General features: G+C 70.1%; 25 protein-coding genes. 16 read left to right on the forward strand and 9 right to left on the reverse strand.

The window, feature by feature from the left end:
- Positions 1–24 precede the first annotated feature (24 nt).
- The 3 genes from O7626_RS30370 to O7626_RS30380 all read right to left on the reverse strand — a co-directional run bounded on the left by O7626_RS30370 (position 25) and on the right by O7626_RS30380 (position 2986).
- Complete coding sequence (locus O7626_RS30370; protein ID WP_278064462.1) at positions 25–924, reverse strand: glycosyltransferase; 900 nt, start codon at positions 922–924, stop codon at positions 25–27.
- Positions 917–2029 carry a radical SAM protein gene (locus tag O7626_RS30375; protein WP_278064463.1) on the reverse strand — a complete coding sequence of 371 codons (1113 nt, stop codon included), beginning with the start codon at positions 2027–2029 and terminating at the stop codon, positions 917–919. The genes O7626_RS30370 and O7626_RS30375 overlap by 8 nt, the downstream gene beginning before the upstream one ends.
- A gap of 438 nt (positions 2030–2467) precedes the next feature.
- Positions 2468–2986, reverse strand: coding sequence for a prepilin peptidase (locus O7626_RS30380; RefSeq protein WP_278064464.1), 519 nt, complete (start codon positions 2984–2986; stop codon positions 2468–2470).
- 787 nt (positions 2987–3773) lie between these two features.
- On the opposite strand from O7626_RS30380, the gene O7626_RS30385 reads away from it, so the two are divergent.
- The 16 genes from O7626_RS30385 (at position 3774) to O7626_RS30460 (ending at position 17017) form a co-directional block, all read left to right on the forward strand.
- Positions 3774–4316, forward strand: a complete 543-nt coding sequence (locus O7626_RS30385) for a hypothetical protein (RefSeq protein WP_278064465.1) — start codon at positions 3774–3776, stop codon at positions 4314–4316.
- Positions 4310–5215 (forward strand): hypothetical protein, encoded by a 906-nt coding sequence (locus O7626_RS30390; protein ID WP_278064466.1) that lies wholly within the window; start codon positions 4310–4312, stop codon positions 5213–5215. Before O7626_RS30385 ends, O7626_RS30390 begins: the two co-directional genes overlap by 7 nt.
- Before the next feature lie 154 nt (positions 5216–5369).
- Complete coding sequence (locus tag O7626_RS30395) at positions 5370–5969, forward strand: SAF domain-containing protein (RefSeq protein WP_278066381.1); 600 nt, start codon at positions 5370–5372, stop codon at positions 5967–5969.
- Position 5970: 1 nt separating this feature from the next.
- Entirely contained in the window at positions 5971–6783 is an 813-nt protein-coding gene (locus O7626_RS30400) for a hypothetical protein (protein ID WP_278064467.1), read from the forward strand.
- Entirely contained in the window at positions 6780–8168 is a 1389-nt protein-coding gene (locus O7626_RS30405; RefSeq protein WP_347404874.1) for an ATPase, T2SS/T4P/T4SS family, read from the forward strand. The genes O7626_RS30400 and O7626_RS30405 overlap by 4 nt, the downstream gene beginning before the upstream one ends.
- Entirely contained in the window at positions 8159–9061 is a 903-nt protein-coding gene (locus O7626_RS30410) for a type II secretion system F family protein (RefSeq protein ID WP_278064469.1), read from the forward strand. The genes O7626_RS30405 and O7626_RS30410 overlap by 10 nt, the downstream gene beginning before the upstream one ends.
- The gene (locus O7626_RS30415; protein WP_278064470.1) at positions 9058–9945 is read left to right on the forward strand and encodes a type II secretion system F family protein; all 888 of its coding nucleotides are present in this window, start codon (positions 9058–9060) and stop codon (positions 9943–9945) included. The genes O7626_RS30410 and O7626_RS30415 overlap by 4 nt, the downstream gene beginning before the upstream one ends.
- 65 nt (positions 9946–10010) lie before the next feature.
- Positions 10011–10202 carry a hypothetical protein gene (locus tag O7626_RS30420; RefSeq protein WP_278064471.1) on the forward strand — a complete coding sequence of 64 codons (192 nt, stop codon included), beginning with the start codon at positions 10011–10013 and terminating at the stop codon, positions 10200–10202.
- Between the two features lie 93 nt (positions 10203–10295).
- Positions 10296–10688, forward strand: a complete 393-nt coding sequence (locus tag O7626_RS30425) for a TadE family protein (RefSeq protein WP_278064472.1) — start codon at positions 10296–10298, stop codon at positions 10686–10688.
- Positions 10685–11137 carry a TadE/TadG family type IV pilus assembly protein gene (locus tag O7626_RS30430; RefSeq protein ID WP_278064473.1) on the forward strand — a complete coding sequence of 151 codons (453 nt, stop codon included), beginning with the start codon at positions 10685–10687 and terminating at the stop codon, positions 11135–11137. Before O7626_RS30425 ends, O7626_RS30430 begins: the two co-directional genes overlap by 4 nt.
- Positions 11134–11589 (forward strand): pilus assembly protein TadG-related protein, encoded by a 456-nt coding sequence (locus O7626_RS30435; RefSeq protein WP_278064474.1) that lies wholly within the window; start codon positions 11134–11136, stop codon positions 11587–11589. The genes O7626_RS30430 and O7626_RS30435 overlap by 4 nt, the downstream gene beginning before the upstream one ends.
- A 28-nt stretch (positions 11590–11617) precedes the next feature.
- Positions 11618–14458: a BTAD domain-containing putative transcriptional regulator gene (locus tag O7626_RS30440; RefSeq protein ID WP_278064475.1), complete on the forward strand. Its 2841-nt coding sequence runs from the start codon at positions 11618–11620 to the stop codon at positions 14456–14458.
- Positions 14455–15366, forward strand: a complete 912-nt coding sequence (locus tag O7626_RS30445; protein WP_278064476.1) for a DUF2637 domain-containing protein — start codon at positions 14455–14457, stop codon at positions 15364–15366. The genes O7626_RS30440 and O7626_RS30445 overlap by 4 nt, the downstream gene beginning before the upstream one ends.
- A gap of 202 nt (positions 15367–15568) precedes the next feature.
- Positions 15569–15913, forward strand: coding sequence for a hypothetical protein (locus O7626_RS30450; RefSeq protein ID WP_278064477.1), 345 nt, complete (start codon positions 15569–15571; stop codon positions 15911–15913).
- A gap of 369 nt (positions 15914–16282) precedes the next feature.
- Entirely contained in the window at positions 16283–16558 is a 276-nt protein-coding gene (locus tag O7626_RS30455) for a hypothetical protein (protein ID WP_278064478.1), read from the forward strand.
- 294 nt (positions 16559–16852) lie between these two features.
- On the forward strand, positions 16853–17017 hold the full coding sequence (locus tag O7626_RS30460) for a hypothetical protein (protein ID WP_278064479.1): 165 nt from the start codon (positions 16853–16855) through the stop codon (positions 17015–17017).
- A 60-nt stretch (positions 17018–17077) separates the two neighbouring features.
- Here the strand turns inward: O7626_RS30460 and O7626_RS30465 are convergent, their stop codons facing one another.
- The 6 genes from O7626_RS30465 to O7626_RS30490 form a co-directional block, all read right to left on the reverse strand.
- On the reverse strand, positions 17078–17743 hold the full coding sequence (locus O7626_RS30465; RefSeq protein ID WP_278064480.1) for a hypothetical protein: 666 nt from the start codon (positions 17741–17743) through the stop codon (positions 17078–17080).
- Between the two features lie 189 nt (positions 17744–17932).
- Positions 17933–18289: a hypothetical protein gene (locus tag O7626_RS30470; RefSeq protein ID WP_347404875.1), complete on the reverse strand. Its 357-nt coding sequence runs from the start codon at positions 18287–18289 to the stop codon at positions 17933–17935.
- 442 nt (positions 18290–18731) lie between these two features.
- Positions 18732–19334 (reverse strand): hypothetical protein, encoded by a 603-nt coding sequence (locus tag O7626_RS30475; protein WP_278064481.1) that lies wholly within the window; start codon positions 19332–19334, stop codon positions 18732–18734.
- A 62-nt stretch (positions 19335–19396) separates the two neighbouring features.
- Positions 19397–19807 carry a hypothetical protein gene (locus O7626_RS30480; protein WP_278064482.1) on the reverse strand — a complete coding sequence of 137 codons (411 nt, stop codon included), beginning with the start codon at positions 19805–19807 and terminating at the stop codon, positions 19397–19399.
- 24 nt (positions 19808–19831) lie between these two features.
- Entirely contained in the window at positions 19832–20158 is a 327-nt protein-coding gene (locus O7626_RS30485; RefSeq protein ID WP_278064483.1) for a hypothetical protein, read from the reverse strand.
- Positions 20155–20622, reverse strand: coding sequence for a hypothetical protein (locus tag O7626_RS30490; protein ID WP_278064484.1), 468 nt, complete (start codon positions 20620–20622; stop codon positions 20155–20157). Before O7626_RS30490 ends, O7626_RS30485 begins: the two co-directional genes overlap by 4 nt.
- Positions 20623–20640 lie beyond the last annotated feature (18 nt).

Consider the following 20640-nt stretch of genomic DNA (forward strand, 5'->3'; position numbering starts at 1 on the left):
GTGAGCCGTGTCGTTGGTCAGGTGTCATAGGTAGAGCTGGCGGAATCGGATAGCGCCGTGCAGCTCGCCGACGAGCACGCCGGCCGCTTCCACGAGTTGCAGGGCGGCCCGCGACGCCGGTCCGCCGTCGCCCCTGGCCAACGCCCGCAGCGCCCCGGGAACGGCCGTCAGCGCCCGTCCAGCGCGCCGCCATGGGTACGTGTCGAACACGAACCGTTTGCCCGACACCCGCCTGTACTTGGCGAACAGCAACACCTGATAGACGGCGTAGCCCCGGAACCGGCGGAAGTGAGCGGCCAGCCCGGACCGGTCCTCATGCAAGATCACCGCATCGGGTACCAGCCCGATCGGATGCCCGGCGAGACCGAGTTTGTAGCAGGCGTCCACGTCGTTGCCCGACCGCAGTTCCTCATCGAAGCCACCCGCCCGGCGCAGGTACTCGGTGACGAAGCCGGAGTTCGCCCCAACGACGTACGGCAGATGTAGAGCGGGGAGATAGTTCAACGAGGTCTGCCCGTCGACCACGGTGATCGCGTGCCGCTGAGTCCACGTCCGCGGCTCGTACTTCTCGATAGCGCCACCGACTGCCCCGAACCGACCGCTGGCGAGTCCCGTGGTCATCTTCTCGATCCAGTCAGGGCGAGCCACACAATCCGCGTCGGTCATGAGCAGAAACCGACCCCTGGCGGCGGCTAGCCCGACGTTGCGTGCCGCCGCCATGTTCGCCACGGGCAGATGTAGATACCGCACCACCCCGCCCAACCCGTCTACATCCGCCAGGACCGCGCTGCCGTTCTCCACAATCCAGACCTCGTACGCATCTGGCGGGATCGTCTGATGGGTGAGGGAGTCGAGCAGCCGTCGAGCCCGGCCATCTCCGCAAACCGCGACGACCACCGAGGCCAGCAGGTCCGGCTCAGCCACGGAACTGCCGACACATCGACGGAACCAGCCCCAAGGTCATGTGCCGAGGCGCCGAACACTGCTGGCAGAACGAGATCCGGTCACGGCGAAACCGCTCGAACTCCTGGCCGGTCCATACGTCGCTCAGCGGCCGGTCCGTGATGTTGCCGACCTCGCCCTCGTGCGAGATCTCCACCAGGCAGCACGGCAGCACCCGACCGTCCGGCTCGGCCAGCGCGTAGTAGTTCGGCACTGTGCAGGCTTTGCGCACGGAGGCCATGTCCGGCCAGTAGATGCCCTGCGCGTAGTTGGAGTCGGGGTTCTCCCGGGAGAAGAACGTGGCCAACACCTGCACGGCGTTCGCCTGGACGATTTCGGCGGTCTTCCTCTCCTGCAAAATCGCCATGATTGCCGGTACCGTCTCGTTCCGGAACTCGCGGATCTCCGGTTCGGTGAGCAGCGACTTCCCCGTGGTGTCGCCGTAGACATTCATCAGGTAGATCGAGGCGATGCCCGTGTCCACGCAGTGCGCCACTAGCTCCGGGATGTCCCGGAAGTTGTCGCGGGTGATCACGGTCATGTAGTTCATCCGGAACTCCGGGAAGTCGGCCCCCGCCCGCCGAACCGTGTCGATCGCCTTCATGATCGTCGGTAGGGCGTTGCGGACCCCGCGAAGCTTGGCGTACTTCGCCGGGTCCAGGGTGTCCACCGAAAAGTTCCACGCCCCGAGTCCGGCGTCAATGATCTCCCGTGCCTTCTCGACCGTCACACCGGTGCCTACCGAGTTCATGAACACGAACACCCCCGGGTGCCGTTTCGCCGCTTGGATGATCTCGACCAGATGGGGATACAGCAGCGGGTCGCCGCCGGACAGTTGGAACTCCTTCATGCCCAGCGCCGCCGCCTCATCGATGCTGCGTAGCGCCAGGTCCAGCGGCATGTGTCCCGGATTCGGGATTCGGGTCGACCCGTTGCTGGGCAGCAGCCGCAGCGCTTGCTTCTTTTCCGTGACCATGCCCTGGTAGTAGTCCTGCCGAAGATCGCAGTACGGGCAGCGGTGATAGCAGTAGACCGTCGGCTTGAGGACGAACTGAGCGAGAGGGGGCGGTTCGACCTGCGCATTCATCGGCTTGCACCTGACCTTCGCGAGATCCGACCACGAGGCAGGACGGCCGGCGGTCTCACGCGCCGGAGTCGTCCCAACACCCATCGTCGGCTCGGACGTTGGCTAGGTTCAATGGCCGGACGGTAGTTGTACGAAAAGCTGTTCGGACCATCGCATTGCCAGCCTGTCGAGCCGTCGCCCCGCCTCAGTGAGGCATCGGGGGGAGCGTCGGATCGAACGGGACGAGAGGACATTCAGTACCTGAACCGGCGTCAGAACGGAGAAATCATCATCGCCACCCTGCTGTTCGCCGAGATACACGCCCGCGTCGGGGATGAGTCGGTTACAGGCCCGACCCGCTGTCGCAGCCCGGGGGGCGGCGACCGAACGCTCGACAGGGAGATGGCGCCAACACAGGACTGTTCTACGTCGGACCGGACGAGCGATAGCCGAGTGTCGTTACGCGGCGAACGCGACGGCCAGCAGCCAGCCGGCGACCAGTGCTGGCCCCGTTGGCGACGGGTTGGCACGGCCTGCTCGTTTGCTATCGCGGGCGATGCCCACGGAGCCTTGGAAAACCAACCCAGCCAAGAGGCCAGCAACTGCTACCTGCCAGCTCAGCCAGCCAAGATTGAACGTGATCGCACCCGCGAGTACGACGTCGCCGAGGCCGAGTTGGCCTGGCATGGCTAGGGCCACGAGCAACAGGATGGCCGAGGTGACACCTCCGGCTCCGGCAGCCCGAAGCAACGGCTCCACATCTCCGCTCAGGACGGCCGCGGCGAGGAAGATCAAGCCGGAGGAGAGCCACAACGAGCCGGTGAGTCGATGGGGCAGTCGACGGCATCGCAGGTCGATGATTGCGAGTCCTACCCCGAGCACCGCGAAGAGCCAGAAGGCCGGAAGTGCGATGCCTGGAGGGACGGTTGCACCAGTGATGGCGGTGGCGGTGGCGGCGAGGACGGCGGTGCCGATCACCTCTGTGGGGTGTGCCGGTCTGCCGGTCCACCATCGGGCGGGTAGGCGAACTGGGCCGGATCCCTGCGCGCCGTACGCGATGGCGGCTATCGGGACGCCAGCTATCGCACCGGCGAGGCCGAGGACGGTCGCGGCGAGGCTGCTCGTCATTGATGCCGGGTCCGTTCGCCGCTCGCGCGGTGCTGCCGGCTCCACCGATCGCTCTCGCCGTGGGGATCAAGCAGCCTCATGACGCTGGTCGGCTGGTAGTCCACGCCTTGGTCCTGTTGGTGCCTCGCCGCGATCAAGCCGCGTCACCTCCCGTGACGAAATCGATGCAAGATCAGTTCTTCTCTCTACAGGGTGACTGTCTCTGACGGCAGTGGCTACGTGGCTTGTGTTGCCTCCTCTTGACGTGCTCCCCACACCTGGTCCCAAGGTACGGCCGCCCGCTCGCGCACGCCGTTGGGCCCACTCAATACGACTCAACAGGCGTCACCAGGCGACACATGGAGTCAACAGGTGTCACCTATACAGCGCCCACCCAAGGCGGATACGTTGGGGCTGTCATCGAAATTACGCAGGCGTTCGGGCCGACGGTGTTCTTGGTGCTGGTCCTGTTACGGCATGACCAGTGCCATCGACGCTCGTGCGATTCTTCGGAATCCGCAGCATTCAGCGCTCTGTGCGGCGTCACGCTGCAAAAAGCGACTGGCGACTTTGGAGACGGTCGGTGATTTGTTGCCAGCGTGACGCTTGGCAAAGCTGACTGTCATCAGCGGCCTTTCAGGAAATTAGGAGGTGGCAGGTGTTGACTCGCCTGCTCTTGGCTTGTGCTGTCGGTGCGTCGGTGCTACTTAGCGCTGCTTGCAACTCCGGCGACCGTAGCGAGCCACAACCGACCCCGGCGACATCGCCGACCAGTGCGGCCGTCGAGCCGAGCGCCGCCGCTGAGGGTGACGCTGTTGCTGCGTACCGGGGCATGTGGGATGCCTTTGTGGAGGCGGGCAAGGTGTCGGATCCCGATGCCCCCGTCTTACGTAGGTACGCCTCGCATCAGGCGCTCAGGCTGATCGTCACCGCGCTCCACACGAACCGGCAGCAGAAGGAGGTCATCCTCGGCGAGCTGGTGATTGACCCGAAGGTCACGGCTCTGACGCCAGCGGGGGACCCCACCAAGGCCACGATCCTGGACTGCGTCAACGACGAGAAGTGGTTGGAGCACAAGGCGTCCGGCGGTCTAGTCAACGACGAGCCTGGCGGTAGGCACCGGACGACCGCGACCGTCGACCGGACCGCCGAGGGCTGGCGGGTCAGCTCATTCATCTTGGAGGAAGCGGGAACATGCTGACGGCTACGCGAAGGCTTGTGGCTCTGGCCGCCGTCGCGGTGGCGGTGCTCGTGGCGGTGCCGGCAGTTGCCTATGCCGATGGTGGTACCGGTGGTGTGGAGTGCAGCAGGGGCGACCCGAACCCGGCCTGTGACGTCAACGCCGGTGCTCCTAGCCGGCCGGGCAATCCGAACGGCGGCAACGGTGGGGGCCGGGGTGGGGATGGCACGTGCCGCAACCCGGACGGTGAGGAGATTCCGTGCGAGCGGGACGGGGCGTGGGCCGGACCGGATGGCTGCTACTACGGGCCCACCGACCCGTCGCCTTCCACGATCGAAGCCCTCGGAGGTCAGCCCGACGGTGAGGGCGGCTGGTACATCCGGACGTGCTACGGCGATGACAGCTCGTTTGGTGGTGTGGTGTGGATCGCGGGTGCCCCACCGGTGGTCTCCCCGGCGGTGTTGGCGCGGCAGGCACGAGCGCGTCTTGATCTGCCGAGGGTCGGCATTCGCATGAACCCGCCGGGTGACCAGCTCGTCAACCTGCCGGCGTGGCTGGCGCTCGACCCCGCGTCGTGGAGGTCGCGGTCGGCTACCGCCTCGGTTCCTGGGGTCGCCGTAACGGCGACGGCGCGGCCGGTGAGGGCGAGTTGGTCGATGGGTGACGGGGTGACGGTGACGTGCACTGGGCCGGGAACCCAGTGGACCTCGGGTACCAATCCGGTGAAGGCGTCGCCTGACTGCGGGCATGTCTACCAGCGGTCCTCGGCTGGCGCACCGGGTGGGCGCTACATCGTGACGGTCACGATCATGTGGGAGGTGACCTGGGCCGGGGCCGGGCAGTCCGGCACGGTGCCGGGGCTGACCACGACCGGGCAGGTGCCGACCCGGGTCCAGGAGTCGCAGGCGGTCGTCCGCTAGCCAGCCAACCAGTTCGTTCGAGCGCCGCATTCCGAGAGGACACGTCATGGCGCTGGATTCCGTGCGCCCAAAAACAGGTCGCGAAGATCGTCCGACGGTGGCTACGACCCGGGCGGGGCGGGGGCCGTGGCGGGCGGCTCGGCGGCGTCGCCGGTTGCCGTTCGTCGCGCTCGGCGGGCTGCTGGTGATCGTGTGCGTGCTGGCCTACGCCTACGGCGCCGCGCAGCTCGGTGACCGGGTTCAGGTACTCGCGGTCGCGCGGCCGGTGACGGCCGGGCAGCCGATCACGGCTGCCGACCTCAAGCAGGTCTCCGCTGCCCATGATCCCGGGGTGCGGCTGGTTCCGGCCTCGCAAGCGGTGAAGGTGGTTGGTCGTACGGCGGTGGTGCCGCTGGTGGCCGGGACGCTGCTGACCCCGGAGTTGCTCGGGGATGCCGCGTTTCCGCCGGGCGGGCAGGTGACCGCCTCGCTCGCCTTGAAGCCGGGCCAGTATCCCCAAGGGCTTGCGGCGGGGGCGCGGGTGTCCGTCTACGTCTCGACGACCGCGCGGGACGGCGGCCAGTCGGCTCCGGCGGCCAGCTCAGCGGCGGCCCCGGCCCGGATGTCGGCCGTGGTGCTGAGAGTTGACCTCGCCGGTGATGGCGAGGGCTCGACCGTCGTCACGCTCCTGCTGGCCGCGTCAGACGCGCCGCAGTTGGCGGCAGCTCCGTCCGGCGGTGTGGTGCTGATGCAGACCTCGCCCGAGAGGGACTGACATGCCTCTGCTGGCGGTGACGTACGTGAAGGGTCGTCCGGGTGCGACGACGACGGCACTCGGGTTGGCCGCGGTCGCGCCGGAGTGGGCGCGTCCGGTGGTGGTGGAGTGCGATCCGGCGGGTGGGGACCTGATGCGCCGGCACCGGTTGGCGGCGGCACCGAGCGTGGTGGACCTGGCCGCCGCCGCCCGGGGCGCGGCGAGTTCCGGAGATGTGTTCGCCGCCGCGTCGCAGCCGGTGACGGTGCGGGAGGAGGCGGCGGTGCCGGTGGTGGTCGCCCCGGCGGGCGGTGCGCAGACCCGCGCCGCGTTGCCGGAGCTGACCGGCAGCGGCCGGACGATGCTGACCACCTCCGATCGGGTGGTCCTGGTGGACTGCGGCCGGCTGGAGCCTGGTTCCCCGGTGTGGCCGTTGCTGCGGCTCGCCGATGTGGTGTTAGTGCTGGCTCGGGCAAACGCCGACGAGGTGGCCCATCTGCGCGAGTACCTGGGCGACCTGGTCGACGCCGGCAGGGCTCGCCTGGCGGTGCTGCTCGGCGCGGGCGGCGTCTACTCGACGGCGGACGTGGCGGATGTCCTCGCAACCCACATCGGGCAGGAGTTGGCCTTCGATCCGCAGGCGGTGAGCGTCCTCGGTCCGCTGCCGCATGACCGGCAGGCGGCTGGGGTACTCGGCGGGGAGCTGGTGGCGGGCCGGCGGTGGCGTCGCCTGCCTCTGATGGTCGCGTACGCGCGGCTGTGGACCGACCTCGCCTCGTACCTGCCAGCCGTGGCCCCGCAGCCCACCGACGTAGCCACGGAGACGACACCATGACCAGCCCGTCTCCGTCGCTCCTGGGGGCCGGCGAGTCCGGCGAGATCGCGGTGGTGGGGCGCATCCGCCGGGAGGTCGCCGAGCGGCTGACCCGGGCCGCGCGGGCGCACGAGACGGCGACCGGTTCGCTGATGCCGGCCGACGAGCGCGCGGCGATGACGCGCCGGTTGATCGGCGAGGTTCTGGACGTGTACGCCACGGAGGAGATGAACGCCGGGCGTGCGCCGCTGCGCCCGGAGGTCGAGTCGCGGGTGGGCCGGGCGGTGGCGGACATGCTGCTCGGCGCGGGCGGCCTGCAACCACTGCTGAACGACGAACGGATCGAGGAGGTCAACGCCAACGGCTGTGACCAGGTGTTCGTACGCTACAGCGACGGCACGCGCGGCCAGGTTGGGCCGATCGCCGATTCGGATGCGGAGATGGTGGAGCTGATCCGCCGCCTGGCCGCCGACGCTGGGCGGGCGGAGACCGGCGGTGAGGGCGCGGAGGAACGCCGCTGGGATCGAGCCGCGCCGATCCTGAATCTGCAGCTCGCGGACGGCTCCCGGTTGCACGCGGTCATGTCGGTGGCCCGGCGTCCGTCGCTGTCGATCCGCCGGCACGGCTACGTGAAGGTCACCCTGGCCGACCTGGAGCAGCTCGGCACCGTCAACCCGGTGCTGCGGGAGCTGTTCGCCGCTGCGGTGCGGGCGAGGCTGAACGTCCTCATCGCCGGGCGCACCGGCGCCGGCAAAACCACTCTCCTGCGCGCGCTTGCGTCGGCGATCCCACGCGACGAACGGCTCGTGACGATCGAGGACGCCTACGAGCTGGCCCTCGACGCGGACAAAGCTGTGCATCCGGACGTGGTGGCGTTGCAGTCGCGGGAGGCCAATGTCGAGGGCGAGGGCGCGATCGACATGAGCAGCCTGTTCCGCTCTGGGCTGCGGATGTCGCCGGACCGAGTCATCGTCGGGGAGATCCGCGGGCACGAAGTCATCCCCATGCTCAACGCGATGAGCCAAGGTAACGACGGCAGCCTCGGGACGGTCCATGCCTCGTCCTCCGCCGGGGCGTTCAACAAGCTCCTGATCTACGCCGCGCAGGCGCCGGAACGCCTCGACGCAGCCACCACGTACCTCCTTGTTGCCGAGGCGGTGCACCTGGTCGTGCATTTGGGGTTTGTCGCTGACGGCGCGGTGCGCGCGGTGACCTCGGTGCGGGAGGTGGTCAGCGCGGACGGGCTGGCCGTGTCCAGCAACGAGATCCTCCGCCCCGGCCCCGATGGGCGGGCGGTCCCTGGTGCGCCGCCGTCGACCGGCCTGCTGTCGGCGCTGGCCGGGTGTGGCTTCGACCCGGGGTTGCTCGACGAGGCCCGCACCGCCCCGGGTGGGGGGTGGGCGTGATGGTGTTGACGGTGCCCCTCGCCGCCCTGCTGGGGGCCGGAACCGCGTCCGGGCTGCTGCTGGTCACGTTGGGCCTGTCGCGCCGGGACAACGGACCCGTCGACTCCACCACCGAGTCGTGGCTGTCGAGGCTCACCTCGACGCGTGAGCGGGTCGACCGGCGGCGGGTAGCCCTGTGCCTTGCCGCTGGTGTGGTTGTCGGTGTGGTGACCCGCTGGCCGGTCGCGGCGGCCCTGTCAGCGGCCGGGGCGTGGATGCTACCGGCCATCATCGGCCCGGACCGCGACCACACCCGCCGGGTGGCCCGGATCGAAGCCATCGCCACCTGGACCGAGGCGCTGCGGGACAACCTGTCCGGCGCGGCCGGGCTCGAACAGGCGATCACCGCCATCGCGATCGAAGCCCCAGAGCCGATCCACGACGAGGTAACCCTCCTCGCCGTGCGCCTACGGCGCAGTTGGCGGCTACCTGACGCACTGCGCGCGTTTGCCGCCGAGCTGACCGACCCGACCGCCGATCTCGTCGTCGCCGGGCTCGTGATGGCCGCACGGGGCAACGCCGGGCAGCTCGGCGACGTGCTGGGCGAGCTGGCCGCGTCCGCGCGGGCGAAAGTCGCCTCCCGGCAACGCGTCGCCGCCGCCCGCAAACGCAACCGCACCTCCGCGCGGGTCATCGTCGGTACCACCCTCGCGATGGCCGGGCTCCTCGCCATGCTCAACCGAAGCTATCTGGCTCCGTTCGACACGGCAGCCGGTCAGCTCGTGCTGCTGGCCACCGGTGGCTGCTTCGCCGCCGCGTTCGCATGGCTTGGCCGACTCATGCGCGACCGCGACACAGCGAGGATATTGGCGGGGGTCGCCGCGCCGGCTAAGGCTGAGGCGGCGTCGACATGACCGGGCTGGTGTTCCTGGCCGGGCTCGGCACCGGAGTGGGGCTGTGGCTCCTGGTGGTCGGCTGGTTCCCCCGCCCACCCCGCATGGACAAGGCCCTTGACGCCCCGCACGGGCTCGACCGCGCCGCCGAGGCCGGCACCTTCGGGTGGTCGGGGCGGTGGGGCCGCCCGGCGGTGCGGTGGCTGCGCCGTACCGGCCTGCCTCTGACCTCGACCCGCCGTGACCTCGCGACCGTTGACAAGCCGGTGGACCTGCACCTGGCCGAGCAGGCGACCGCGACGGTGCTCGGGCTGCTGCTGCCTCCGGTCGCCGCCGGGCTACTCGCTCTCGGCGGTGTCGGTTCCGGCCTCGCCGTGCCGGCCGCCGCGTCGTTGCTGCTCGGCGTGGTCGGGTTCCTTGCCCCGGAGCTGTCGGTGCGCTCGGACGTCGCCAAGCACCGGGCCGCGTTCCGTGACGCGTTGTCGTCGTTCCTGGATCTGGTCGTCATCAGCCTCGCGTCCGGGGCGGGGGTGGACCAGGCGCTCGACGACGCGGCGAAGGTCGGCTCCGGCCCCGCCTACACCGAACTGCGGTACGCGCTGACCGAGGCACGGCTGGCCCGGGTACCACCGTGGGACATCCTCGCCGCCCTCGGCCGCCGCGTCGCCGTCGCCGAGTTGCAGCAGCTCGCCGCCACCGTCGGCCTCGCCGGCACCGAAGGGGCGAAGGTACGCGCGTCACTGCGCTCCCGCGCCATCGCCCTACGCGCACGGCAAATCACCGACGTCGAGGGCGAGGCCAACGCCGCCACCGAGCGCATGGCTCTTCCCATCGTCGCCCTGTTCGCCGGCTTCCTGATCTTCCTCGGCTATCCCGCGATGGCCGCCGTACTCGGCGGGCTGTAGGAGGCCCGCCAGTTCACCAATCCCGAACAGCCACGAGATCCCTTACCGCATTGGAGGAACGCGCAATGTCCGCTCTCATCAGCTACCTCACCGCCGAGCTGCGGCACCGCTGGCAGGCGGTGCGCGACACCAAGGACGGCGGCTACTCCACCGAAGCCGTCCTCGTCACCGCCGTGCTGGTGACCCTCGGGGTCGTGGTCATCGGCATCATCGCGGTCAAGGTGACCGACAAGGCCAGCAGCATCAACCTCGGCTGACCGATGCCGCCGGCCATCCGGAACCACCGCGTCGAGCGCCCACCTTCCCCGGCGCTCGACGCGGCCCGGCGGCTACGCACCCGGTGCAGGCACGTGGCTGCCCGTTCCGACGCGGGCGCCGCCACCGCCGAGCTGGCCATCGCGATGCCGCTGCTGCTGCTCATCGTCATGTTCGTCATCCAGGCCGGAGTGTGGATGCACGCCACCCACATCGCTCAAAGCGCCGCGACCCGGACGGCCAACGCTGCCGCCGGCTACCAATCGAGTGCCGCCGCCGGCCGGGACGCGGGCGAGCAGACCCTCGCCGCGATCGGCAACGGCGTCCTCAAGGAACCGTCGGTGTCGGTGACCCGCACCGCCACCGAGGTCCGGGCCGAGATCGTAGGGACAGCCTCGACCGTGGTTCCTGGCGTCCGGTGGACCGTCCGCGCCACCGTCGTACGACCCGTAGAGCGCTTCGTACCCCCCAGCGGAGCCGCACCATGATCCGGGCCGGATTGCTCCGCCGGCTGCGACAGGTCATCGCCTTCGGCGACCGGGGGGCGAGCACCACCGAGGCGACCCTCGTTACCCCGCTGCTGGTGGCTGTGCTGCTGTTCGTGGTGCTGTGCGGGAGGTTGGTCTCCGCGCAGATGGACCTCGATGCCGCCGCCAGCGCCGCGGCCCGGTCCGCCTCCCTCGCCCGCGCCGACGCCGCCGCACGCACCCAGGCCGACCGCGCCGCCCGGGAGACCCTCGCCGCCCGCGCGGTCACCTGCCAGCAGGTCAATGTCACCGTGTCCACCGGCGGGCTCCGTCCCGGCGGCGCGGTCACCGTGACAGTGGAGTGCACCGTTGCCCTGTCCGACCTCGCCCTACTGTCCGTGCCCGGCTCCCGCACGACGCGGGCCACGGCGACCTCGCCAATCGACGTGTGGAGAGGCGGCGCTTCGTGAGGCAACCCGATGCCGGCCGCTGGCGGCGGCTCCGCGAGCGCACCGGAGACGACTCCGGCCAGGTGACCGCGTTCACGGTCCTGATGATTGTCGCCCTGCTCGCCGTGGCCGGGCTGGTCTTCGACGCCGGCTTGGCCCTCATGCAGAAGGTTCGTGCCCTCGACATTGCCCAGGCGGCGGCCAGGGCCGGGGCGCAGGAGCTGGACCTGTACCAGTACCGCACCCGCAACATTGCTGTGCTCGACCCCGTCCGCGCCGCGTCGGCCGCGCGGGCGTGGCTGGCCTCGGCGGGCGCGACTGGCGAGGCCACCGCGACCACGACCACAGTCACCGTGACCGTACGGCGGACCAGTCGCGCGCAGCTCCTGCAGATCGTTGGCGTGCGGCAGCTCGACGTGTCCGCCTCCGCGACCGCCACCGCTGTGCAGGGCATCACCGGCCCCAACACCTGACCCTATGCATTGGGAGAGGACGACCCGCATGTTGCGCGCCGTCGCCGCCATCGCCCGGACGGCGCGTGCCCTGCTCGCGTTCGCCGTGCTGGCCGGCTTCACCGCCGGGGTGCCGTGGCTCCTGATCGTCGCGGCCGGCTGGCCCCTCGACTGGATCGGCTGGCCAACCCCCAACGCGATACCGAGCCTGGCCGGCCTGTCTAGCGCGGTCACGAGTCCGTGGTCCGATGGCATGGTTCTCGCGCTGCTGGCCACGATCGGCTGGGTGCTGTGGGCGCAGTTCCTTCGCGACACCACCATCGAGATCATCGAAGTGGCCGCCGCAGCGTCAGCTACCCGGCGCGGCCAACCTCGTCCACTGTCGAGGCGGCGCGGCCCGATCCGATGGGTCGCGGCCGTCCTCGTCGGCGCGGTCGTCGCAGCCGTGCTGTTCGACGCCGCCCGCGCCTTCACCAGCCCCGCGACTGCGAGTGCGGCTGCCGCTGACGCCGCACGCCGCCCGGCCGTGACCGTCGCCCCCGCACACCCCGCCGCCCCGCCGACCGCGCAACACAGCCCACGCCCGGCGCTCACCATCGACGTGTCCGCCACCAGCACCGCCCGCCCGCTCGCCACCCACCGAGACAACCCCGCCGTTCCCGCCTGGGCACGCGACGCCCCGGGCGGGACACACCGCGTCGTCGCCGGAGACAACCTGTGGGACCTCGCCGAGCAGTATCTCGGCGACCCGCACCGCTGGCGGGAGATCTACAAACTCAACCGGGGACACGAACAGGCAAACGGCTACGCCCTCACCGACCCCGACGAGATCCACGTCGGCTGGGTCCTCGCTCTCCCCGCCCGCGCGGCGCCAGCGGCAGCCAAGCCATCCCACACCGAGAATTCCCCGTCCAGCGGCCCCGGAACCATCGCATCCGAGGCCACCGAGACCGCCCCGGCCGTCCCACCGCCCGCGCCACCGGCCAGTGCCACCCCAACCCCCAGCACCCCGGAACCGAGCACCCCATCATCCCCTGCCGCCGGACCGAGCACACCCGCCGACTCGCCCGATGTCGCTACCCCCGCGCCGGGCACCGACCCCTCCGACGACCGGCCCGACAAGGAGGCCGGGATCACCCTGCCGGCGCAGGGCTGGATCAGCCTCGGCCTGGCCGCTGCCATCGCCGCCGTCGCCGGGCTGCTCCGCCTGCAACGACGCCGCCGCGCCCGACTCACCTTCCCCGCCCCGGCCAGCACCGCGCCGCAACCCGCCCCGACACCGCCATCTCTGGCCCGAGTCGACACGATCGGTAGCCGGCACCTCGGCCCCGGCACCGGCGACCACCGACCCGCGATGCCGGCTGTGCCGGCCCCGGTCGGCCTTGACGCCGACGCCGCCGAGGTCAGCCTGTTCCACCTGCCCGGTCCCGGCGTCGCCCTACACGGCGACGGAGCCATACCGGCGGCCCGCGCCATCCTCGCCTCCGTCCTGACCACCAACGTGGCCAAGACCGCCGTCCGACGGCCGGTGGTCGTCACGACCGCCGTCCTGCTCACCCGGCTCCTGCCCGAGGACGCCCCGGCGGTGGGCCTGGACCCCGACGGCACCGCCTACGACGGGGAACGCCTCATCGTGCTCGCCGACATCGCGGCGGCGGTCACCCACGCCGAGGAGGAGATGATCGGCCGGCGCCGGCTGCTGGACACCTTCGACGCCGAGACGATCAGCGACCTCAACACCCGCACCGACCACGCCGAGACGCAACCGCCGTACGTGCTGCTCATCGAGTCCAGCCCCCGGCACGCCGCCCGCCTCCAGGCCGTCGCCACCCACCGCGCCGCCCTGGACCTGCACCCCGTCATCCTCGGCCAGCACGACGGCATCCCCACCATCGAGATCACCGCCGACGGCACCACCACCGGCGACGACCCGCACCCGGTGACCCGGCTGTCCACCCTCGGCGCGGACGACCTCGCCGCCATCCTGACCATGCTCACCGACACCCTGGCCCGGCCCGAGGCCGGCGCTGACGTCGACGATCCGCCGGCCGAGATCTCACCGGCCGCGGTGACCGTCGAGGCGACCGAGCCGGTACCGGTCCAGCCCGACGACGCGGCGGCCCTGGTCCGGCTCCGGGTGCTCGGCCCGGTCACCGTCGCCACCGACGCCGGCCCGATCGCCACCGGAATGCGCAGCGGCTCCTACACCGCGCTCGCCGTCCTCGCCGCCCACCCCGCCGGCCGCAGCCTCGACCAGCTCGCCGCCCACCTGCACCCCGACGTCGACCCGACCGCCGCCGTCAAACGCGTACGAACGGACATCACCTCCGCCCGTCGGGTGCTCCGCGCCGCCACCGGCCACGACGAACTCATGTTCATCGTCTACGACCCGGCCACCGGCCGATACCAGCTCGACCCGCAGACCGTCACCGTGGACCTCTGGCAGATGCTCACCGCCATCGACCAGGCCACCAGCAGCGACGACGAGGCAATCACGCTCGCCGCGCTACGCCGGGCAACCGACCTGTACGCAGGCGACTTCGCCGAAGGCCACGACCACACCTGGGCCACCGACTACGCCACCAGCTACCGCCACCAGATCATCACCGCCCACGCCCGCATCGCCGAGATCCTCGAACCCGACCACCCCGACCAGGCCATCGCCGCCCTCGAACACGCCGCCGACCTCGACCCGGTCAACGAGGAGCTGTACCAACGGATCATGCGCATCCACGGCCGCCAGCACCGCCCCGACGCCGTACGGCGCAGCCTTCGCCGGCTGGAGGAACGCCTCGCCGACCTCGGCGACGCCGAACCGTCCCAGGCCACCCGCCGGCTCGCCGAACGACAGCTCCGACCCGTCGCCCCGGCCAGCCGAGGCCGGCCATGAACGAGAGCCGACTTCAGGGGATGCAATGGGCCGTGCGAGCGACACTGGCCCTCGGCGTAGCCGCCTCCGTCACCGCGAACATCCTGCACGCCCGAGCGAACCCGATCTCCCAGGCCATCGCGGCATGGCCACCGCTGGCATTGCTGATCACCGTCGAGCTGGTCACCCGGGTACCCGTCCACCGCCGTTCACTCGGCGTGATCCGGATCGTCGCCGCCTCGGCCATCGCCGCCATCGCCGCCTGGATCAGCTACCACCACATGGTCGGAGTCGTCGCCCGCTACGGCGAGACCGGCACCGTGCCCTACCTCCTACCACTCTCAGTGGACGGGCTGATCATCGTCGCCTCGGTATCACTCGTGGAACTCGCCGCCCGCCGCCGCGAAGCCGAACGCCAACCACACGCCGTGCCGGCCGACGTACCCGCCGCGCCGTCCCCGGCTGAAACCGCCGCACCGGCGCCCGTGGCACCTGCGCACAGCACCAGCGATACCGTGCCACCCGATCGGAGAGCGCTGCCCGAGCGGTCGACCGTCTACGTGGGTGCTGGCACATCCGGCCTCGATACGGCTCTCGACACCGTCGAACGCCCCGTAGGCGAGGATGAAGCAGACCGCCGCGAGACTGGTCACGGCCTCGACGCGGAATCTCGCGATGACGACTCGTCCGACGAACCAGACGACGCCGATGTTAACCTCGCCCCGGACCTCGTACCGCTGCTACCCGCCGCCCGCGCAGCCCGCGACGAACTGACCCGCGACGGCCACACCGTCAGCCGAGACGCCCTCGCCCGCCGGCTACGCCAGAGCGGCCACTCGATCCGCAACAGCGCGGTCTCGCAACTCCTCGCCGCACTGCGCCAGGAGGCGCAATCGGTCAACGGCTCCCGCCCCGCTACATCGGCGTAAGCGTGCCAACACCACCGCACCGGACAAAAACCAACGCGCGAGGAAGCCGCACGTCAGCGAGCCTGCGGCCACGGCGCGGTGAACCACACTCCGCACCGGTCCGACTAACGACAGGAAAGTGGTCGATAGCCGAGCGTCGACAAACCCGGCCGGAGGCAACAGTCTTGATGGGACGGCATCCTCGACTGTCAGGAGTTTGGCTATGTCTGAAGGCTTCCCGCGTGGTGCAATGCCTGTTTGCGGCATTTTGGATGGCCTCGCCGCGCTGCTTGAGCTTGTCGCTACCGTCTACCGCGACTCGGACCACCAGGATCTTCGCAACAGGGCCGACTCTGCTTCTCTTCTTGCCGACCAGATTAGGTCGCACCGCTCCGATCTTGTTCCGACGGCTATCAACCCCAACACCGGCGACACCACGCCAGGAGACGGATACGGGGTCATCCAAGAGTGGCGCAACAACCTGGCCTACGCCCTGACCTACGGGCATATCGATGCCCACCACCTTCTGACGCCAGTGCCCGAGCCAGGACTTCCAGGCGAGAGGTAAGACGTGCGGGAGCCCGGAACCTCAACGAGGGCCGGGCTCCGTCGTACCGGTGACGGCCGTCACCTTCGTCGCCGTCCTCTACGGCCTGTTCGGCCTCTTCGGCACCCTCATCGCAGCGACGAACCTTGGGCTCGGGCAAACGGACCTGGCCGTCGGGTCTTCGCCATCACGTACACGCTCGCCTGGACGCATGCGTTGATCTTGGGAGTCGCATTACCAGCGCTGTTCGCCGACTGGAGCCTACTGCTCGGAGCTGACCCACTACCTCCAATATTCATCGACTCCGATACGAGGATTACCCGGCCGGTCCTTACGCAGGCGTCACGAGAACTTATCCCGCTCCGTCGTCCTCGGTCGTAGCATCGGACGATGACCACCTCGGCCGACGGAGTCACGCACGCCATCGCCGTCGTAACCCTCGCGATCGAGGCCGGCAGCGATGGCGAGGCACTCGCTGACCGCATCGCGCCGCTAATCAACGAACGTACGGCCGGCACGACCATCAGCGGCCTGATCGCCCTGGCTTCCCTGCTTGCCCAGCTCGCCGCCAATCGTGGCGGCGATACTCCAGCACAGGTCCTGGAGGAGGTCGGCCTGGCCGTTGCGGTGCATGAGTCCCAGCACGGCCCCGGATCGTCTACCTGACCGCCAGTGTCCGGTTCGGACGGACCACATCGAAGCAACGCTCCGCAACTGGTCCCAACGCGATGCCCTCAAGCTCCCGGCGGCCAAAGAGATGCTCGTTAGCACCGAGTGCCCGGTCGGTGAGCGCCGGACGCTTCGGCTGCTCCCGACCGGGTGGGGCCAGGGTGGCCGTGTGCAGGTGGCTCCAACTGCGATCCACGATCATGGGCGGTCTTGACCGCCGCGTTGAGGTCCGCGTGGATAGGCCCGGGTGCCCGCCGGGCACCATTCCAACGCTGTCAGGAGGGACCACACATGACCGATCGGACGTCCACGCTGCACACGATCGAGGTCGCCGACGACGTGTATGACGTGCTGGAGCGGACTGCCTCTACCCGGGGAACCGACATCAACGGCGCGCTGCGCTACCTGATGGAGGTGCCAACCCCTCGGGCGGGGGCGGACGACGACGAAGACTGAACAGCTCGCGCGACAGGTGCCGCCGAGTCCGTCAGCCGGCCTCGGCGGCACCTGTCGTACTCAGGCCGTTTGCCTGGAAGAGATACCGCTCGCGGCGTACGCGGCGGCAAGCAGCCGTTGCGCGGTGCGTTCAGTGATGCCGAGTTGCTGAGCCAACATGACACCGAGGCCGCGCCGGTCACGTCCGGTGCGGTCGGCCTCGGCCAGGAGTGCGATGGCGGCCGGAAGCCGAGGATCGTCGGCGTATGTGTGCGGCTTGCGGGCTCCGGTGGTGCCGGGGGTGCGGCCGGTGGACTGCCGGCCCGTGCGGGCGTCTGCCACGGCCCACACGGTGCGCCGGAACCAGAGGCGGCGTAGCCGCCCGTCCGGTAGCACCTCCACTCGGTCGGGGTGGTCGTACAGGGTGTCGGGGAGGTTGCGGTACGAGCCATAGCCGAGGACCTTCGCCGCCGCGCCGGACCCGATGAGGTCTTCGGAGTTGCCGCGGCGGTCGACCTTCGTCAGTTCGGCGCGTTTCGCGGTCTGGTGTGCGACGTGGAATGCGTCGATGTCGTCGAGCCAGAACCACTCGCGGCCGTCGTGGTGGAATCCTTCGGGGAAGCCGAATCGGGCGTGGTGGCGGTGCCAGTGGTTGACGGTGGAGTAGGCCGCGCCGGTGTGTGCGGCGACGCCGGCCCGGTCGAGGGCGGTCCTGCCGTCGATCACGCGTCGTGCCATGTCGCCCATCCTCCCCTGCGGGTGGCTCGGTGTCGTCGCCGTGGGGCCGAGGCGGGCGGGGTTCGCCGTAGGATCGGCGGTACGCCCGGCTCGGGTAGAGGCGGTCGTGTGGTCCGCAGGTGGCCCGGGTGGGCGAGGTGGCCGGTCGGGGTCGCACGCACCCTCGGGTGTGCCCGCCGGCCACCGTCCCACTCCTGGCTAGTCGTCCGGGCGCAGCGCCCGCCATGCCGCCTGCGCCATGAGGTGTATGGGGAGCGCGGCGAGTTTGGCCCGGGTGGCGGGTTTGATCGCGTCGTACACGGTCAGGATGGCGGCGGCGGTGGTCGCGTCCACCACCACCCCGTCGATCTTGCGGAAGTTGCCGCGCTTCGCCTCGCGCAGCAGCTCGATCACGCGGGGATCGCCTGCGGCGGCGTCGTCGGGAAGTGCGTCGATCTCGGCCAGTCCTTCGCAGTCCGGGCAGTCCACGAGGTGCGGATCCTCGGTGATACGGGTCAGCGTGTTCTCTCCGGGCCTTTCGGGCCCCACCTCTCCAGCAAGTTCTGGACCCTCCAGCCACGGAATGTGTCCATGTCTCGATGGAAACTCCAGTTCCAGTTGGCTCCACCAGTCCCAGAAGCCGGAACGGTCGTACTTCGGCCGGAGGAGCCCCACCAACCCGCCACCAACCCGCCAACGCCGTGGAGCTGCGCTCCGACCAGCGACGCCTTGGGGCGGCGATTCGGTGGCAAGCCGGTCGAAGACCGGCGCGGCAGCAACTCGGCGCTGAGCGACGCGAACCGGTGGGGCCGCGATAACGCCGCCAGCCATCGACGCCCATGTGGGGCCGCAGGTTTCTGGAATCGACGTGGCGGGTCCAGGAATCGATGGAGCAGTGGGGCCCGAACAAGTCGGCGAGAACAGGTCAGCGGCCCGTCGTCGGCTCCGCACACCGGCCCGATGCGTCGGCGGGCCTTCGCGTGGGTGAAGGCGGCCCGCTCGTGCCGCAAGGTGGCCGTCATGACGCCTCTCCCGGTGCGTCGGACCAGATGCCGAGCGGGTGGCCGGGGGTGATCTTGCCTCGGCCGGGTTGGAGGGTGTCGAACACTACGGAGAACCTGTCGTGCAGCTCACACCGAAGCCGCGTCAGGCGTTTGCCTCGGCTGACCTTCGCGGGTAGGGCATCGACCACGCGGCGGATCAGCCCGTACAGGTCGCGGGCCTCGACGAGGTCCGCGCACCCTTGACACGCCGACCACCGCTCGCCCCACGACTCTGTGAGGGCGTGCTCGGTGTCGGTGCGGAGCACCCTGGCCGCGTGGTGCCGGGATCGGTAGTCGTTGACGGACACCACTTGTCCGGTGATCCGGCGCGCTTCGGTGACCTGGTTCGCGCTTCGGTAGATCCAGGCGGCCTCGGGTGCGGAGCAGAAGTCGCATTCGATGATCGGATCGGGGATCTCGGTGATGGGGGCGGGCTCGGGGCGGTGGTCGATGCGCTGGCCGCGTTGCTCGGCCGCGTGTAGGTAGCCGACGATGAGGCCGAGGTCGTTGAAGCGGATGCTGAGCCCTCGGCGGCACCGCCGGCAGTAGAGCGATTCCTGGTCCGGCGCTGCGCCCACGCCGAGTGCGATTCGCTCTGGAGACCAGGTGAAGTCCTCCGGCTGGGGAGAGCGCGGTGGCATTACTGGTCACCTCCGTCCTGGTTGCCGCTGTGCGGCCACGCGGCGGGGTCGAAAGTCGGCCCGAGGTGCAGGCGGGCGAGGTCGACCAGCCGCCGCAGCAGGCTCGCCGTTTCGCTGCTGAGGTCGGCGTCGAAGTCGTGGGCGATGCGGCAGGCGTCGCGCAAAGCGACGGCCGCCTTGGTGAACGCCTTTTCCAGGGCGGCACGGTCGTCGGTGCGGGTGCACTGCACGACGTGCTCGGCCGGGTAGGTGCGTTCGGTGCCGTTGGGGAATCGGAGGGTGTAGTCGAGGGCGTAGGTGGTGTGCGGGGTGGAGTAGCGGACGTCGGTGACGGTGCCGAGGCGGTACTCGGTGGCGTCGGACGGCGTGATGACTCGGGCGGTGTCGCCGACTTCCATGGATCGGTACATCGGTACTCCGTTCAGAGGAAGGGGTTAGCGGGTGGGGTGGTCGGTTTCGCCGCCGCCGTTGATTTCGAAGGCGATGAGCCGGTCGTCGGTCTCGGTGGTGTCGGCGTGCAGGTACAGGTCGGCGGCACGGCGTTTGACGCCGATGGAGACGCCGTGGATGTCGAGCACCACGTACGCGGTGCGGTCCCCGGCGGTGGCGTTGCCGGGGTAGACGCGCAGGTTGAGGAGGGTCAGCACTTCGGCGCACACGGGGTCGACCAGGCCGAGCGCGGCGAGCGCGCCCGCGAGCCGCACGCCGCAGAGGGTGTGTTGTCCGTCGCCGATGCCGTCGGTGTTCTCCGAGGTCGTCATGCCGGTGTCCCTGCGTCGCTGGCCGGCTCGTCGCCGGTGCTCGGGTTGGGTGGGAAGACGCCGAGGATGCTGGTGAGAGTGCCGCCGGCCTGCTCGTCGGTGATGGCGGCGCAGGCGATGAGGGCGGCTTCGGCGGCGAGGGCCTGGGCCGGGGTGTATCGCACTCGGACGGCACGTGCGCGGTCGGTGGTGGTGGCGCGGATCTCGACGCGGCCTCGCTGCCAGGTGGCGACGGGCAGCTTGCGGTCCGGTACGGCCGTGACGGTCCCGCGTAATGCTTCGCGCAGTGCGGCGCGCAGGTGCTCGCGGCGGCGGGCGGCGGCGGCCTCCCATTCCGTCGCCTTTTTGGTGTTTGCGGTGTGGGCGTCGCCGGTGGTGGAGGCGGCGTCAGCGTGGAATCGTTCGGCGTTGCCGGTCGCCTGGGCGAACTCGGCGGCGAGGTCGAACAGTCGGTCTGGATTCATGCGGATACTCCGTGGTGA

It is taken from the genome of Micromonospora sp. WMMD1102 (assembly GCF_029626265.1).
Lineage (GTDB): Bacteria > Actinomycetota > Actinomycetes > Mycobacteriales > Micromonosporaceae > Plantactinospora.